We start from the raw sequence: 18,029 nt of genomic DNA on the forward strand, positions 1-18,029 counted from the left end.
TTTTAAAAAACGCCAAGTAGAGTTCCAAGAATTAATTTTTAGAAAACAAAAAAAAATGTCTCTAGGAAAATATATTGAATACAATAACACTAATATTTTTCTCTTATGTATGTTTAAAAACTTTTGTAGCATATTCTTTTGATTTCAATGTAAATAATAATAAATATTTAAGGGGATTTAAATTCAAAAGTCCTTATCATAATTATTTATAATCTTTTAATTTATCCAAGAAGAGTATTGGTTTATCCATATACATAGATAGTTTGCTCAGAGCTTTCTCCTCACAGTTCCACCATTCCGATTCAATTAAAGAATTTATAGTCTCTTGTTTAAATCTATATTTTATTACTTTAGCAGGGACTCCTCCAACAATTGAGTAGGGAGGTACATCTTTTGTTATAACAGCACCAGCCCCTATTATAGCACCAGTTCCAATAGTTACTCCTCCCTTAATGATTACCCTTGCTCCTATCCAAACATCACTACCTATGTAGGTTGTAGACTCTTCTTGAAACTTAAGTATGTTACCAAACCAGTACGAACCCGAAGCATTTCTAGAATAAAATCCAGGATACGTTGATACAAAATTAGTTGGATGAGCGCCTAAACCACAAATAACATCTGGTCCAATACTACAAAAAGATTGAATTTTAGTATTTGAAAAATTGCAATTCGCACCTATATAACTATATGAACCAACTTGACAATTACCAAGATTTGCATTTTTTAAAATTTTTACATTCTTTGATAATTTTGTATCCATAGAAATACTTGCGCTAAAATCAACAAACACTTCTTTAAATTTGAATTTTAAAACTATAAATTTTATTATTTTTTTTAAAAAAAATTTCATTTCTATTTTACTTACTTAGGTATAACAAATACCTGTCTTATTTAATTTATATTATCTAATTTTTAAGACTCTTAAAATAACGTTTTTATTTACAACAAATTTAAAAAACAACTTCAATTCGTTGTCTTTTAATTGTCTTATTTTCTTATTTAAGCATATGCCAATCGAAATTAATATAAATAAAGAAGTTATTGAAAAAGTTAATTTATCTTCTACAAAAGAATACATTGCTTTATAGGCAACCCATAAACTTAACATCTTACAAAACCAATTGTTAGACTTAAACAACCCATAGTAAGAGGCTTTTATAAACAACATAAAATAAACAAAACCACCTACAATACCACCCCATTGTATATAATTTAACATCCCAGATTCTGTTGAAGGTCTACCCTCTTTGTATATTGTACTGTATATTTGAGCATTCAAATTATCTGCTAGAGATGTTTCTGTTCTGCCTGTTGCTCCTAGACCGAAAGCCATTGCATCATCTTTAACCAATTGTTGAAAAACGTCTTTATAGATAGAAGTCCTTGAGTCTACTAACAGTACTTGTTCTTTTTTACCACCATTACTAATCTTTAAGTCAGTATAAGCCTCACCGATTAAAAAAATATTAAATATCCCTGATAAACCAAGTACAAGAAATAAAATTGGAAATAACAGAGTAATAGCCCTTAGATATATAATTAGATTTAGCATTGCTTTACTATTTTTGAATATAAATGTCAATGATATTAAGAAAGCCACCGTTATATTAAGCATATTTGAACGATTGGCAATGTCACTGACGAAAGAAAATATACTTAAAAGCAACACAAAGAGAATAAATTTCTTACCCATATAAGGCATCATCAACAAAATAATATAGATAGGAGAAAGCAAATAAGGAGAACTTTCTATATCAAAAACAAATGTTATGATTACTAAAATGAATACCAAAGAAAAAAAAGTTTGTAAAATATTAGCAAATGCTTGGATATTTGTAGGCAAGTACATAGCAAAATGGACAAAAAGATATAAGGGTATTGCCATAGAAAACAATATTTTCCAATCGTCCTCAGAATTATCATTTATAAAACCTCTTAATAAAACTATCAAGAAATAAGCCTGAAACAGCCGAATATAAAAATTGGCATCAAAGTTATTAGTCTTATTTTTTAAATATAACCTGGCTATTATTAAGGGATAAGAGCAAATCATCGTAATTATAGCTATCTTTCCTGGAAAAAAAATAATAAATAACAAAGGTAATATAGATAAAACTACTGTGAGTTTTACCAGTTTTGAAAAATAATTAGTTTTATTTAAATTAATTACCATAAGATTTTGGATTCTAATTGCATATTTCTGAAAAAATAAGTTTTCAAATAGCACCTAAGTTTTTATAGATGTTCTATATTATTTTAGATGTGTAGTTAATTTTAATTAAAATGATTTGCAGGCCTTACTGGGTAAATAATTATTTTAAAGACATTAAAAAATCATTATATCTACTACCATAAGCTTTCCACGACATGACATCCCCTAAACCTGTTGAATACGATCTTATACCCTTTTGTGATTTTGATAATTCTAATCCTTGGTAAATACAATTGGCTAGCTCTTCAACCGATAATTCTTTCATTTCTATAATCCATTTTGGATTTTCTATAAATTGCCTTAAATCTCTACCTCCTGTATATTCGGAACACACAATAGGTAAGCCACAGATTAAAGCTTGTGGTTGAACTAATGCAAGCCCTTCTTCTCTAGATGGTAAAACAAACACTTTTGCTTTTGAATAATAATTAACTAATTGTTGTTGATCAACAGGATCGATATGAGTAAATAACTCTTCATCATAAGGAAACACTACATCTATAATAGAACCAACGTGCAACAATCGAAATTTATACTGTTTACAAACTTGGGTCAATAAATCTGCCCCTTTTCTGTGACTCCACTGGCCGACAATGATAAGATCGTAATTATCATTACTATCTAGCTTTGTGGCCCTGAACTCTTTTAAATTAACACCAAATGGATTTATGAAAATTTTCTTTTCATCAATGGAATTTAAGAGAAAACTTTCTTTAACTACATTTGATGGTACAGTTATATAATCTGCTAATTCATAACCTAATAAATCTCTTTTTAAAAATATTTTGGGCATAGGATTTTTATTCTTGAAAGCAGGATTTAGCTTCAAAGCTTTTGTTTGCTCGATAACATGTCTAGTACCTCTCTCTAAAATTATTTTAGCTCCAAATTTACTCTTTATTTTTTTTAATGCAGTAACATGCATCGGACTTTGACCAATAAAAACATCACATGGTTTGGAAAAATAAGCAACATATATATCAAAAAAATAGTGGAAAATATATAGTGCCCAATTGGCTCTATTTGTTATTTTTAAAAGTCCTAAAAAAGGAATTGCCAAAAAAAAGTAAGAAATATTATTTTTTGGATTTAATCCAAATTTTTGAGCTCTTTTATTTGGCAGGTATGAATAAAATCTGACTTCATGCCCGTGTTCATCTAATTCTCTTGCAAGATCAAGTAACCAATTTCTACCACCATAGGAAGCTATATTTATTCTCATATCTATTTATTATTTATTTGATTTTTAGTAAAAATTATAACTCTAATATTATTTAAAGGTTTGGTTGTAAAAAACTTAAATAACCTCGCTACAAAAAAAACATTATCATATAAAACCTATATTTTTATTTACTCTCATAGCAAATGCATGTGTTTAAAAAATAAATTTATCTTGTTTTATATTGTGGTTCAATACAACCAAATCATCATCTAATTTAATTATTTTTTTTAATTATGTATCTATTTTAGCACTTTGTATTTTGGTTAAATTAAGTTTGAGGTTTAAAATTATTTAATCTTTTATAATATTATTTATCAAACGTATACGATATACTTAATTATCATTATTTTATACAAATATATGCGCTTTTATTTCTTTAATAACCTTGATTTAATTTCACCAAAAATCGAAAACGGAAAATTAATAAGATACTTAAAAAATACATCAAACCGATCATGCACTATTTTAAAAGATTGTTTCAGCACAATTAATATCAAAAATACATCAATCACTAAAAGCGCGAGGGGCACAAAAGTAATTACACTTGTTACTTTAATAATGATATATCCCGATATAATTGATAAACAACAAGCTATTAGATAGTATAAGGAAAATGCTTTGTGTTTGTTTGTTGATGCCAACACCACACTACTGGTATACCAAACAGTGTTTGAAATCAAAGTAATTAAAAAGCAATAAAACAAAATTTGATTGAACTCTATTTTATTTTTTATCCAAAATAGATAAATCGGTTCTCCTAGTAAAAAGAAAAGAAAACAAGCTACTAATGAAAAATAAAAAGAGCTTGCGACAGAAACTCGATGTAATTTTTTCATCACATTAAAATCATTTCTACCAAAGGCAAGTGAAAACTCAGGCCAAATGGAACTGTTTATTAGGGTTAATCCTGTCTTTACAAAGTTAATTAGCGTTCTTGTTGTATTATACAAAACTACAGCAGTACTTCCCAAGGTAAAATTAATAAGCAAAGTAAAGCCCTGTAATATGATAGAATTCCCTACTGGGAAGGATAAAAAAGAAAACGCAGGGATAATAATTTTTTTAAATTCAAATAACTCAAAATACTGAAAACCAATTTTCAAAGAGAAATAGTTTCTAGATTTAAATGATTTATAAAATAGACCTAATAGTTTCGGTGCGATATAAATCAGGATTAAAACATGAATTTCTAGTCCTATAATAATTCCTAAAATTAGGATAATGTTTTCGGCTAATCTGATATAATTATTTATCATTATAGCCCTAGCATTTTTATCTGTAGCCCTATAAATACTATCAAAAAGACCGCTTACCATACCCGAAAAGACTTGTATTATTAAACAAATTATAATCAACTCCGATGTAGCCTCTGAAATTAATGAAAAGTTGAAAATTTGTGAAATGTTAAAGAAAAAACAAAAAATAAAGGTAATTACTAAAGAAAAAACAAAAACTGACAGAATAAAGAAAAGGGTATTATTAAAAAGTACATTACACCGATCATATTGCTTTCGTGCATAGGCAATTGAAAACTCATTAATAGTAACTGTATTTAAACCTATATCAGACATTGCAAAGTAAGCCGTTAAAGAAATCAACACTAACCATTCTCCATATAAATCAACACCCCAATATTTAAGAAATATTGGTACTGATATTAACTGAAAAAATGCATTTAAAACAACATTTAAGGCATTTGCTCCTATGTTATTTCTAATAGCCTTAATATTTATCATACTCAAAATTTCCTATTATAATTTTATTGAATCGTTTTCTAAATGGTTCACAAAACTTAAATCTAAAATATAATTAATCTAAACCTTATTGCAAACCAAATATTAAAATTAGTAATAATATCCAAATAATTTGATTAAAGGTGAAAAATATAAAATTTCAATTCGTAAAGAATATATCAAACTTACTTTAACCTAAATTGCTAATTAGTAATAAATACTATTTCTTCTGAAATACATTAATAACTATAATTTTTTAGATAAACTCATTTGATTTTCACCTTTACACTTTTTAAAAAAGAATAAGCACTTCTTGCGAAATACAAGCTTTTTCTCTTTAAATAATTATCTAAGTATATGAGTTTATTTCTATTAGCAATCCACCTTATATATATTTTTTCACATTCAAATTTTTTACAGATGGCATTTATTTCATTTAGTTCAAGCTCAGTACATGTATAGTCTTGAACTGTTATCTTATTCATTACAAATACTATAACTTTTTGGCCATTTTCCAGAATTTCGTTTCTTGTTATCCCAACACCCTGAGCATCCCAAATTTTAATATTTAAATATTGAAGATAATCTTTAACCCAAATTGATACTCTCTCTTTTTCTAATTCAATTCTTTCGTAAATATAATATTTGGCGACTAAATCATCAATTTTAATAAAGTTTCCTCTAAACGATAAATCAAACTGTAAGATCCAATCTTGTATCAAATGAAATCTTTGATCGTATCCCCCAATCTCAATATAGGTACTTTTTTTAAAGCAAAAAGCTGCAAATGAAGCTTTAGGACCTGACAGTAACATTTTTGTGGTTGAAGGGGGGCTTGTAAAATGAGACATTGATAATAAAAATCTATTTGTGGTTGTTTTAGTCTCAGCATTTACAACTTGCCAGCCTCCCATAATAAAAACTGCTTCTAAATTGCTCACTATACCTTTTTGCATCGATGCGATATAATTTGGAAGCAGGGTATCATCTCCAGAAATAAGACCAACCCATTCTCCTTTGCAGGATTTAACACAAAAATCCCAATTTTCCGACATCGTTAAATGCTTGGGTGGGCTAACTATTCGCACTTGATCTGAATATTTTTCTACAACTTCTCTAGTCCCATCAGTGGAATGATTTTCAGAAATTACAATTTCAAAAGGAGAATTTGTTTGACCAAGAACAGACTCTATAGTACTAGCTATAGTATTTACCTGATTGTACACAGGAATACCAATCGAAATATTTGGAAGTTTCATAAACTAATTAAATTTGAATTCTTTTTTTCATAACTATTCTTGTTTTAGCAAAAATTAAATCACAAATTTTTACAACGCAACCTTTATTTTATATTTTATTGTCTATGCTATTTAAAAGTAAATAATGTTAATCTCTAAAACCTCGATTTTGATTACTTATTAAAATTAAGCAATTAGATTATTATAAAGAATATTTTTTTAATCCTTCTTTTAAACCTATATTAATTTGCCAATTTGGTAAGGTCTCTCCCTTCTCCCATAAATTCATAACCTCTCTTTTCCTATATGGTTTGCCACCCCAAACTACATTGATTTTTTTATTCGTTACCGATTCGAAAACTTGTATAACTTCTTTGAGTTGGTAAGATTTGTTACTAGATACTGCATATTTTAAATGAACTTGCTGGTTTTCATTCAACAATAAACTATAGGCCACATCAAAGGCGCTACAAACATCCTCAATGTGTACTAAATTAATCATTTGTTCTCCCGGAGACATATTTAATTCCGTTTGCTCATTTGCAAACTTGTGTAATAAGTTAATGAGCTTTGGTCTTGTATCGGTTTCGCCATAAGTGTCAAATAATTTTAAGGTAATTACTTGTAAACCCTCGGCTTGTACATAATATTCAATTAAATTTTCAAACGCTTGTTTAGTAGCTGCATACAAACATACTGGATTATACGCCTCATTATTATAATGTTGCCAAGAAGTACCTGTATTTACCAGCTTTTTAATACCGGCTTCCTTCATGGCTTCTATCAGGTGCAAGCCAAACGTAATATTGCTTTGTACTAAGGCATCGATCTGGGCTGTATGGTGTTCTGCAATAAAATTAGACGCTAAATGAAATACACAGTCTGGCTGAACTTCTTTAAAAAAGGCAATTAATGTTTGTACCTCTTTATCATATCGAAACACATGCAAATTTTCGTTGTTATTTTCAAAAAGAGATACATCTGATTGAGGTCTAACAATCAAATAGACTTCTTTATTTTGTTCTAGAAAAAACCGAGTTAAATTTGAACCTACAAAGCCAGTCGCTCCTGTAATTATCACTTTTTCTCTCATCTTAAAAAGGATTGGTTTCACTAAATTCTTGCAATGACGGAAATGCGAAGTCTCTTTTAGAAAGAATCGGCTTGTCAATTTTCCAATCAAACCCAAAAGAATCAAAACGAATGCCTGCGTCTGCAGTTGGATTGTATTCCGTAGCTACATTATATACGGTGATGGTATGATCTTCTAAAGATTTAAATCCATGCGCCAAACCTTTGGGTATGAAAATTGACTTTTTATTATCTGCAGAGAGTTCAACTGAAATATGTTGCTGATAGGTTGGTGAATTTTTTCGCAAATCTACCACAACATCCTTAATTTTACCAGATGGCACAAAAACCAATTTCTCATGATCATCAGGTGGCAATTGAAAATGCATTCCTCGAATCACGTCTTGATTAGAAATTGAAAAATAGGATTCTCTTATTTCTATATGTACCTGTGCTTCCTCAAAGGCATTTTTATTGAATGTTTTTACAAATACGCCTCTATCATCAGTAGCATTAAAGTTACTGATGATAAAAACGCCTTTCAATTTGGTTTCTTCAAAATTCATTCCTTAAAAATTTAATCCAAAGAACTCTTCCAGCTTATCGGCTATAAAATCTAAATGTTCATTGGTTAAAGCCGGTTGTACCCCTAACCAAAAGGTATTGTTCATGGTAATGTCTGTATTGGTTAAATCACCCACAACTCTATATTCTACATCTTTAAAATACGGTTGTTTTAACAAATTCCCCGCAAACAATAAACGAGACCCTATTTTATTGTCATCTAGAAAACGCGTTAACTCTACTCTGGTTACTCCTGCCCCTTCTTTAACCGTTAATGGAAACCCAAACCAAGACGGATTGCTATTCGGTGTTGGTTCTGGCAATTCTAAGAAATCCGTCAACGTTTCTAAACGGCTTCTTAAATAGGCATAATTCTCTCTTCTTTTTTGAATAAAAAATTCCAGTTTGTCTAATTGTGCCAAACCACAAGCCGCTTGCATGTCTGTAATTTTTAAGTTGTAGCCCGAATGTGAGTACACATATTTGTGGTCATAGCCAAAAGGCAAGTCGCCGTGTTTTTGCTCAAATCGGCAACCACAAGTATTGTCACATCCTGGTGGACAGTAACAATCTCTACCCCAATCTCTAAAAGATTCTGCAATTACTTTCAATTCAGGGTCATTCATAAAAACCGCTCCCCCTTCACCCATGGTCATATGATGCGCTGGGTAAAAACTTAAGGTTCCAATATCGCCAAATGTCCCACATTTTTGCCCATTGTACTCTGCCCCTAAAGCATCACAAGTATCTTCAATCAACCACAAATTGTATTTGTCACACAATTCTTTTACCTTCCCCACATTAAATGGATTTCCTAAAGCATGCGCCAACATAATCGCTTTGGTTTTTGGGGTAATGGCAGCTTCAATCAAATCTGCATTTACATTGTGTGTTTTGATGTCCACATCCACAAAAACCGGTACTGCCCCAAATTGTACAATAGGATTTACGGTTGTTGGAAAACCAGCGGCTACACCAATCACTTCATCGCCTTTTTGTACAGCTCTATCTCCTAATTTAGGAGACGTAATGGTACTAAATGCTACTAAATTTGCTGATGATCCTGAATTTACAGACAAACAGTATTTTACCCCTAAAAAATCTGCTAATTTTTTTTCAAACTCGGTATTGAATCTTCCTGTAGTTAACCAACCATCTAAAGAAGCAGCTACCATATTTTGTAGCTCTTCCTCCCCTAATAATTTTCCTGAAGGAGGTACCACTGTCTCTCCTCCTACAAAAGGTTGTGGTTTGTATTGTTCTTTTGCATATTTACTTACTAAACCCGCAATTTCTTCTCGTAAAGATTCTAAAGTATTACTCATTTGTATAATTTTGATAACTTGCAATTTCTTGCAAACATTGTTGTTTTATATTTTTTTCTGATAGCCAATCTTGATGCCAGTTGATGATTAAATCTAGGGTTTTATCTAAATTCCATTGCGGAGTCCAGTGTAGTTTTTGAGCGGCTTTTGAACAATCTAGTTTTAAAAAGCCTGCTTCATGTGGGTTGTTGTTTTTATCCAATTCCCACTGTGCACCTTCACCCCATTTGGCCACCATTTTATCTAAAATCCAGCCAACAGATTTGCAGTCGTCGTCTTTAGGTCCAAAATTCCAACCTTCGGCAAAAGCTTCTCCTTTTGTATATAAATTTTCCGCCAACACTAAATATCCAGAAATCGGTTCTAAAACATGTTGCCATGGTCTTGTAGATAAAGGATTTCGAATCACCACAGATTTTTCTTGTTCAAAAGCTCTTAAAATATCCGGGATCAATCGATCGGCTGCCCAATCTCCACCACCAATAACATTACCTGCTCTACCTGAGGCTAAAAAAGCCGTATCGTTGGTGTTAAAGAACGAGCGTCGATATGCAGCAGTTACCAATTCTGCACAGCCCTTACTGCTGCTGTACGGATCATGACCGCCCATAGGTTCGTTTTCTCGATAGCCCCAAGCCCATTCCTTGTTTTCGTAGCATTTATCCGTAGTGATAGAAACAATTGCTTTTAGGTTCGGACAAGCTCTCGCTGATTCCAAAACATTAGCAGTTCCAATTACATTGGTCATGTAGGTTTCTATAGGTTCTTTGTACGATAACCTCACCAAAGGCTGCGCTGCCATGTGCAACAAAACATCAGGGTTAAACTCGGTCATGCTACTTTTTAAAGTCGTCAAATCATTGATGTCTCCAATTTCAGAAACCATATCTTCATCAACTTTTGCCTCCAAAAATAATGACGGTTGTGTTGGTGGTTGTAAGGAATAACCTTTGACTATAGCGCCTAAAGATTGCAACCATAAGGCGGTCCAACTTCCTTTAAAACCTGTGTGCCCTGTTAAGAACACACGTTTCCCTTTCCAAAAATGGGGGTTTACTTGTCCTTCTATTCGTTCCATACTTTCCATGGTGCTTTATTGGTATCCCATAACTTTTCTAAAGATTGTTTGTCTCTTAAGGTATCCATAGGTTGCCAAAACCCTTCATGTTTAAAAGACATTAATTCCCCATCTTTTGCCAGACCTTTTAAGGGTTCTTGCTCCCATGTAGTATCATCGGCTTCAATGCGATCAATTACTTTAGGAGATAATACAAAAAAACCAGCATTAATTAACGCCCCATCACCCCTTGGTTTTTCTTTAAACTCCATCACTTGCCCTTCTACAATATCTAGAGCGCCGAACCTACCTGGAGGATAAGCGGCAGTTAAGGTTGCCTCTTTACCATGGGCTTTATGATAAGCCAGTAATTCTTTGATATTGATGTCTGCAACCCCATCTCCATAGGTAAAACAAAAGGCTTCTTCATCTTTTAAGTAAGGTCCCACTCGTTTCAATCGTCCACCTGTCATAGATCCATCTCCTGTGTCTACTAAAGTAACTTTCCATGGCTCTGCTCTTTTGGTATGCACAATCATTTCATTGCCCTTCATATCAAAAGTAACATCAGATTGATGTAAAAAATAATTGGCAAAGTACTCTTTAATCACATAACCTTTATATCCACAGCAAATGATAAACTCATTGATACCATAATGGGAATAAATCTTTAAGATGTGCCATAAAATAGGTTTGCCTCCTACCTCAACCATTGGTTTTGGCTTTGACACGGTTTCTTCGCTTAATCGGGTACCTAAACCACCTGCTAAAATTACTGCTTTCATATAGTTTTTTTAATTTGTTTCTACAAAGGCATCTGAAAAGAAATTGCTTTCAGACAACTTATTTTTTATGAATACTTCTTTTGATGTTTGTATCATGTCATTAGACCCACAAGCATATACTTGAGCCTGTTCTAAATTTATCTTTTGTTTTAAAACCGCATCTTGTACATATCCCATTTCACCACTCCAATCCTGTTTTTGTCGCGAAAGGACAGGTATGTAGGTAATGTTTAGCCCACCACTTTCAAGCTCAGGCTCCCAAAACAGGTCTTTTTGATATCTTGCTCCAACAAATACCCAAAACTTTTTATCTTTTACCTCGGATGATTTTTCTTGTACATTTTCCAAGATTGCTTTAATAGGTGCAATACCTGTGCCTGTTGCTAAGAAAATAATGTCTTTACAGACTGTTTCTCTTAAAAAAAAGGATCCTAGAGGCCCTTCCATTCTTAGCAAATCATTGGCTTTTGCTTGCTCAAACCAGTACCTACTCATCAATCCATGTTCATATTTTTTGATGAAAAATTCAAGACTAGCCTTTTCTTTAAAGGCACTGGCTACAGAGTAGCTTCTTTTGATATTTCCTTTGATTAGATTGACATATTGCCCTGAATTGTATTTAAAATTGGCAGTAGGTGGCAACCTTAAAGTCACCTTAATCACGGCTTCCGTAAGTTGCTGGATGGACTGAATTTTAGCGGGAACTATTTTCTTTTCATATAAAGTAATATTACCCAAATCTTCAATAGCTAAGCTTACATCTGTAGTGGGTATGGCGTTACAAGAAAGAGTGAGGTTATTGCTCTTCTCTTCTTTTGATAAGACCAAGTCATCTATTTTATCTTTTGTACTCCCCTTTGCTACCTGAACCACACAACTTCTACATCGTGCAGTAAGGCAACTGTGTTCTAAAAAAATGCCTGCGGATTTTGCAGCTTCAAAAATGGTGGTATTTGAATCGCAAGAGAAGGTCTTATTATTTTTTAATTTTATTTCAAACATATCGTTATTGAAAATTGACTAAAAATTTCTGTGCAACTACAATTTTAATCAATGAAAATTTTTAAAATCGATTTATCCTTTCCCAATTCCTTTAAACTGAAAACCGATACTTTTCATGGTAGCCGCATCTAAAATATTACGTCCATCAAACACAAAGGCTGGCTTAAACATATTGTTATAGATACTTTTCCAATCATAGGTTTTAAATTCATCCCATTCTGTCAATACAGCAATGGCATGAGAGTTACTTACCGCTTTTATAGGATTTTCATATACAAAAACTTGCGATTGTTTCTGATTGATTTTTTCTTGCGTTAATCCTTTCAACTCCCATAAGTAGCTCAAATCGGCTCTTACTTTAGCTTCCGAAACTTTTGGATCATAAACATGAATTTCTGCACCATCTTCAATCAAATATTCGGCTACATAGATCGCCGCAGATTCACGGGTGTCATTGGTATCTTTTTTAAAGGCCCACCCTAAAAAGGCTATTTTTTTACCATTGACCGTATTAAAAAGCGTGGTGATGATATTTTTTGCAAAACGGTATTTTTGATAATCGTTCATCACAATTACCTGCTCCCAATATTCAGCAACTTCTGGCAAATTGAAATAACGACACAAATACACCAAGTTTAAAATGTCTTTTTGAAAACAAGACCCCCCAAAACCAACGGATGATTTTAAAAATTTTGGCCCAATTCTACTGTCGGTTCCAATAGCGTGTGCCACTTCATCTACATCGGCTTCTGTAGCTTCACATAAGGCGGATAAGGCATTAATGGATGAAATACGTTGCGCTAAAAAGGCATTGGCCGTTAATTTAGACAGTTCTGAAGACCAAACATTGGTGGTTAAAATTTGACTTGGACTCAACCAGTGTGCATATACGTCTACCAAAGCTTTGATAGCTTCTTGACCACTTGGGGTCTGTTTTCCACCGATTAAAACACGATCAGCGTTAAATAAGTCGTCAATAGCAGTACCTTCTGCCAAGAATTCAGGATTGGAAAGTACTTCAAAATGCACTCCATTTCCATTGCTATCTAAAATGGTTTGTAGGGTTTCTGCCGTACGCACCGGTAAAGTAGATTTTTCTACAATAATTTTATCGGTGGTGGCTACTTCTGCAATTTGACGTGCACACAATTCAACAAACTTTAAATCTGCCGCCATTCCTTTTCCTTCTCCATAGGTTTTGGTTGGCGTGTTTACCGCAATAAAAATCATATCTGCTGCGGCAATAGCCCCATCTACATCTGTTGAAAAAAACAAATTTTTACCTCTAGCCTCTCCTACCACTTCTGCCAATCCTGGTTCATATACGGGTAAATTATCCAAATCCTCATCGTTCCATGCCGCAATACGATCGGCATTCAAATCAACCACAGTCACTTTAATATCAGGACACTTTAAGGCAATCACAGACATGGTAGGCCCACCTACATAACCTGCTCCTAAACAACAAATATTTTTAATTTTTTTCATCTAAAAGGTATTATTATATTATTTTTTTAATTTTAATGTATTATTCTACTTGCTTTAAAATCTCGTGCCCAGCTTTTAACAGGTCTACATCTTTTTTCATCAGGGCTACATCCCCTTGCATCATGTCTTTTACTAACCCTGCCAAATCGTATTCTGGTACCCAGCCTAATTTTTCTTTGGCTTTGGTAGGGTCTCCTAGCAGTAAGTCTACTTCTGTTGGGCGGAAATAAGAAGGGTCTACAGATAGCACTTCTTGGCCTATGGTTGGAAGTTTAGACCTCTCCACTACGGTCGAGGTGACAGTGGCATATTTTTCTTGGTCTATTGATTTGATAAACCCTTTTTCTTCTACACCTTCGCCTTTGAATTCTACTTCGATGCCTACTTCTGCAAAGGCCATTTTTACAAAGTCGCGTACGGTGGTGGTAACTCCTGTAGCAATCACCCAATCTTCGGCTTTATCGGCCTGTAAAATCATCCACATCATGCGCACATAATCTTTGGCATGCCCCCAGTCACGTTTTGCTTCTAAATTTCCTAAAAATACTTTGTCCTGTAAGCCTAAGGCTATTTTTGCTACGGCTCTCGTAATCTTTCTCGTTACAAAAGTTTCTCCTCTTCTTGGCGATTCGTGATTGAACAACAAGCCATTACAAGCAAACATGTCATAAGCTTCTCGATAGTTCTTGGTAATCCAAAAACCATAAATTTTAGCGACTCCATAAGGAGAACGCGGATATAAAGGTGAGTTTTCATCATAAAAACCACGTTCATTTTTATTTTCTGGTAAGCCCCCAAACAATTCAGAGGTTGAGGCTTGGTATATTTTAGTTTTTTTAGTTAAGCCTAACAAACGTACGGCTTCTAAGATTCGTAAAGTTCCTAAGGCATCTACATTTCCAACATATTCTGGCATATCAAAAGAAACTTTTACATGAGACATGGCTCCTAGGTTGTAAATTTCATCAGGTTGGCATTCTTGAATGATTCGCGTTAAATTCATCGAATCCGTTAAATCACCATAATGCAATTTTAAACGTTGATTAGGATCATGAGGATCTTGATACAAGTGATCGATACGATCGGTATTGAACAATGAAGACCTTCTTTTAATACCATGTACTTCATACCCTTTTTCCAATAATAATTCTGCTAAATACGAGCCATCTTGCCCTGTGATTCCTGTGATTAATGCAACTTTCATATTTTTTAATTTCGTTGTTCGTTGTTCGTTGTTCGTTGTTCGTTGTTCGTGTTTCGTTATTCGATGGACGAGAAACGATAGTCGATTATCGAGACTACATTTTAACTTGTTTTATATTTTCGATATTGTCTAAAAACCAATCATAGGTCTTTGCAATTCCTTCGTCCAATTCGGTTTGATATGCCCAACCGATGGCTTTCATCTTAGACACATCCATCAACTTTCTTGGCGTTCCGTCAGGCTTGTCTGCATCCCAAACGATGTCACCTTCATGACCCACTGCCTTCTGAATGGTTTCTGCCAATTCTTTAATGGTAATATCTTTACCCGAACCTACATTATACAAATGCTCTGGCAATTGATTTTCTAAGGCATACACCACTGCTTCTGCCATATCATCCACAAACAAAAACTCACGCATTGGTGTACCACTTCCCCATAAAGTTACGGGGGCATTATTATTTAATTTTGCCTCGTGAAACTTACGAATCATAGCGGGTAATACATGAGAGGTTTTTAAATCGAAATTATCGTAATACCCATACAAATTGGTAGGCATTAAGCTTACATAATCTTTGCCGAATTGCTTTCTAATGGCTTGACAGGCTTTTACTCCTGTAATTTTTGCAATGGCATACCATTCGTTAGTAGGTTCTAAAGCATCTGTTAATAAATAGTCTTCTTTTAAGGGCTGTGGTGCAAACTTGGGATAAATACAAGAACTCCCTAAGAAAATAAACTTTTCAACACCTATTTTTAAGGCTCCATCAATGAGACTATTCTGAATCTGCATGTTCTCCATCAAAAACTGATAGGGATAATCATTATTCGCTAAAATACCTCCTACTCTAGCTGCAGCATCAATAATGGCATGCGGTTGTTCCTCTTGAAGGAAATTAAGAACGGCTTCTTGATTTTTCAAGTCTAATGCACTACTAGTTCTGCCAATTAAATTTGAATACCCTTTTTTCTCTAAAGCTCTCCAAACGGCTGACCCCACCATACCTCGATGGCCTGCAATGTATATTTTTGAATTTTTATCCATCAAAAAATTATTTCTTTTTTTGTTTTAGGTTTTCTTTCTCTTGTACTTCTTTACGCAAGCCGCTACTCGAAAAACGATGTTCTCTTTTATTATAAAACAATTCGATACCCGACTCTTCACAATATTTTCGCCCTGTAAATTGCTTGTTCATATACTCATCTCCTACAATACGCACATCTATTTTAAAAGATCGCAACACATCCTCTAAATCTTGCTCAGTAGCATAAGGCACTATTTCATCTACAAACTTACAGCCTTTCAATTGGATGTAGCGTTCTACCACAGATTGAATCGGTCTGTTTTTTTCTGGACGATCTAAAGTTGGATCGGTTTGTAATCCACAAATTAAATAATCACATTCTTGTTTTGCATCTTCTAACATCTTAACATGACCTGCATGAAACAAATCGAAAGCACTAAAGGTAATACCTATTCTCATATCAAATTTATATTATGTTGTTGGGTTATTTCGGGGTTGGTTCTTCGTTTTTGGTTGTTCGTTATTTGTTGTTCGTTAGACGATGGACGAGAAACGATGTTACTCCTTACCTTTTAACAACCAAGAAGAAGATTGAATTTTATCTCCTAGTCCATCGATAAGCTGCACGTTTAACTCTTTACAAACTGGCGCCTCTGGAATGGAAGTATTGTCTTGATCTCCGCCATTGGCAAAAGCCAGATCATAGTCATCTCCGTAAGTTTTGTGCAAATATGCAATAGAAGCACACACGGTTCTGTCTTTATCTATAGATATCATCGCCTTGTCTACGGCCTTAATATTTTCTACTATAATTAGCCTTTCGTCTTCTTTTTGAAATTCTTTAGACCCTTTTAAACCTCTTTGTACATCATTGTTTACAATTACAAAAAGTTCATCGGCTAAAGCCTTAGCATTATTAAAGTACTCTAAATGCCCTTTATGGATGGGATTAAAATATCCAGAAACAATAATAGCTCTTTTTTTCATATCTGTTGACTTATAATATTCTAAGACAAATATATGTTTATTTATTTAACTACAAAAAGGTTGTTTTTCCCCTTTCGTAACATTTGATGAATTCTTAATATGAAATTGTAATTTTATTAATTTCTCATAATGAGCCACATTGATTCAGAATCCTTCTAAAATTTCAGCTTGTTTTTGTGGCCACCATTATACAGTAAGGCAGCAAATAGCGTGTTGAGCAATGTAAATATTAGATTTAGATTTCTCGATTCCGCTTACGCTCCACTCGAAATGACAGAGAGCTTTGTCATTCCAACCTTGCGGAGCAATCTGTTTGTCATCTCGACCTTGCGGAGAGATCTTTTTCCATTTCGCCTGTAATTAAGAGGTTTTATGTATTAAGAGATTTCTCGATTCCGCCTAAGCTTCACTCGAAATAACATAGTACTTTGTCATTCCGACCCTGTGAAGGAATATGTTTGTCATCTCGACCTTCTGGAGAGATCTAATTTAAAGTAAGAGATTTTTCGATTCCGCTTAGGCTTCACTCAAAATGACAGAGAGTTTTGTCATTCCGACCTTGTGGAGGAATCTCATATCATAAACTATAGATTTCTCGGTTCCGCTTACGCTCCACTCGAAATGACAGAGAGTTTTGTTATTCCGACCTTGCGGAGCAATCTGTTTGTCATCTCGACCTTGTGGAGAGATCTAATGTACACGGTAAGAGATTTCTCGATTCCGACTAAGCTCCACTCGAAATAACATAGTACTCTGTCATTTCGACCCTGTGAAGGAATCTGTTTGTCATCTCGACCTTGTGGAGAGATCTAATTTAAAGTAAGAGATTTCTCGGTTCCGCTTACGCTCCACTCGAAATGACAGAGAGCTTTGTCATTCCGACCTTGTGGAGGAATCTGTTTGTCATCTCGACCTTGCGGAGAGATCTAATGTACATAGTAAGAGATTTCTCGGTTCCGCTTACGCTCCACTCGAAATGACAGAGTACTCTGTCATTCCTACCTTGTGGAGGAATCTGTTTGTCATCTCGACCTTGTGGAGAGATCTTTTTCCATTTCGCCTGTAATTAAGAGGTTTTATGTATTAAGAGATTTCTCGATTCCGCTTACGCTC

16 protein-coding genes are annotated in these 18,029 nt (G+C 33.6%); all 16 read right to left on the reverse strand.

The annotated features are described in order from the left end of the window. Positions 1 to 202: 202 nt before the first annotated feature. The 16 genes from ACW9UN_RS08315 to ACW9UN_RS08390 all read right to left on the reverse strand — a co-directional run bounded on the left by ACW9UN_RS08315 (position 203) and on the right by ACW9UN_RS08390 (position 16,916). Positions 203 to 853: a CatB-related O-acetyltransferase gene (locus ACW9UN_RS08315; protein WP_459485687.1), complete on the reverse strand. Its 651-nt coding sequence runs from the start codon at positions 851 to 853 to the stop codon at positions 203 to 205. A 51-nt stretch (positions 854 to 904) separates the two neighbouring features. After that, positions 905 to 2,176, reverse strand: a complete 1,272-nt coding sequence (locus ACW9UN_RS08320) for a hypothetical protein (protein WP_459485690.1) — start codon at positions 2,174 to 2,176, stop codon at positions 905 to 907. Positions 2,177 to 2,315: 139 nt separating this feature from the next. Beyond that, positions 2,316 to 3,437 carry a glycosyltransferase family 4 protein gene (locus ACW9UN_RS08325; RefSeq protein WP_459485691.1) on the reverse strand — a complete coding sequence of 374 codons (1,122 nt, stop codon included), beginning with the start codon at positions 3,435 to 3,437 and terminating at the stop codon, positions 2,316 to 2,318. Between the two features lie 368 nt (positions 3,438 to 3,805). Further along, entirely contained in the window at positions 3,806 to 5,173 is a 1,368-nt protein-coding gene (locus ACW9UN_RS08330) for a lipopolysaccharide biosynthesis protein (RefSeq protein ID WP_459485693.1), read from the reverse strand. 263 nt (positions 5,174 to 5,436) lie between these two features. Beyond that, entirely contained in the window at positions 5,437 to 6,429 is a 993-nt protein-coding gene (locus ACW9UN_RS08335) for a glycosyltransferase family 2 protein (protein ID WP_459485696.1), read from the reverse strand. Positions 6,430 to 6,610: 181 nt separating this feature from the next. Further along, a complete protein-coding gene (locus ACW9UN_RS08340; protein WP_459485698.1) occupies positions 6,611 to 7,501 on the reverse strand; it encodes an NAD-dependent epimerase/dehydratase family protein in 891 nt (296 codons plus the stop codon). A 1-nt stretch (position 7,502) separates the two neighbouring features. Further along, positions 7,503 to 8,045 carry a dTDP-4-dehydrorhamnose 3,5-epimerase family protein gene (locus ACW9UN_RS08345; RefSeq protein ID WP_459485701.1) on the reverse strand — a complete coding sequence of 181 codons (543 nt, stop codon included), beginning with the start codon at positions 8,043 to 8,045 and terminating at the stop codon, positions 7,503 to 7,505. 3 nt (positions 8,046 to 8,048) lie between these two features. Further along, entirely contained in the window at positions 8,049 to 9,368 is a 1,320-nt protein-coding gene (gene rfbH, locus ACW9UN_RS08350; protein ID WP_459485702.1) for a lipopolysaccharide biosynthesis protein RfbH, read from the reverse strand. After that, entirely contained in the window at positions 9,361 to 10,446 is a 1,086-nt protein-coding gene (gene rfbG / locus ACW9UN_RS08355) for a CDP-glucose 4,6-dehydratase (protein WP_459485704.1), read from the reverse strand. The genes rfbH and rfbG overlap by 8 nt, the downstream gene beginning before the upstream one ends. Continuing rightward, positions 10,434 to 11,210: a glucose-1-phosphate cytidylyltransferase gene (rfbF, locus tag ACW9UN_RS08360; RefSeq protein ID WP_459485705.1), complete on the reverse strand. Its 777-nt coding sequence runs from the start codon at positions 11,208 to 11,210 to the stop codon at positions 10,434 to 10,436. Before rfbF ends, rfbG begins: the two co-directional genes overlap by 13 nt. Before the next feature lie 9 nt (positions 11,211 to 11,219). Then, on the reverse strand, positions 11,220 to 12,212 hold the full coding sequence (locus tag ACW9UN_RS08365; RefSeq protein WP_459485707.1) for an FAD-binding oxidoreductase: 993 nt from the start codon (positions 12,210 to 12,212) through the stop codon (positions 11,220 to 11,222). A 72-nt stretch (positions 12,213 to 12,284) separates the two neighbouring features. Further along, positions 12,285 to 13,700 (reverse strand): UDP-glucose 6-dehydrogenase, encoded by a 1,416-nt coding sequence (locus ACW9UN_RS08370; protein ID WP_459485709.1) that lies wholly within the window; start codon positions 13,698 to 13,700, stop codon positions 12,285 to 12,287. A 40-nt stretch (positions 13,701 to 13,740) separates the two neighbouring features. Beyond that, entirely contained in the window at positions 13,741 to 14,904 is a 1,164-nt protein-coding gene (gene gmd / locus ACW9UN_RS08375; protein ID WP_459485711.1) for a GDP-mannose 4,6-dehydratase, read from the reverse strand. A gap of 94 nt (positions 14,905 to 14,998) precedes the next feature. Further along, on the reverse strand, positions 14,999 to 15,949 hold the full coding sequence (locus tag ACW9UN_RS08380) for a GDP-L-fucose synthase family protein (protein ID WP_459485713.1): 951 nt from the start codon (positions 15,947 to 15,949) through the stop codon (positions 14,999 to 15,001). A 7-nt stretch (positions 15,950 to 15,956) separates the two neighbouring features. Then, positions 15,957 to 16,388, reverse strand: a complete 432-nt coding sequence (locus tag ACW9UN_RS08385) for an adenylyltransferase/cytidyltransferase family protein (RefSeq protein ID WP_459485714.1) — start codon at positions 16,386 to 16,388, stop codon at positions 15,957 to 15,959. A gap of 99 nt (positions 16,389 to 16,487) precedes the next feature. Beyond that, positions 16,488 to 16,916, reverse strand: a complete 429-nt coding sequence (locus ACW9UN_RS08390; RefSeq protein WP_459485716.1) for an adenylyltransferase/cytidyltransferase family protein — start codon at positions 16,914 to 16,916, stop codon at positions 16,488 to 16,490. Positions 16,917 to 18,029 lie beyond the last annotated feature (1,113 nt).

It is taken from the genome of Polaribacter litoreus, assembly GCF_054584775.1.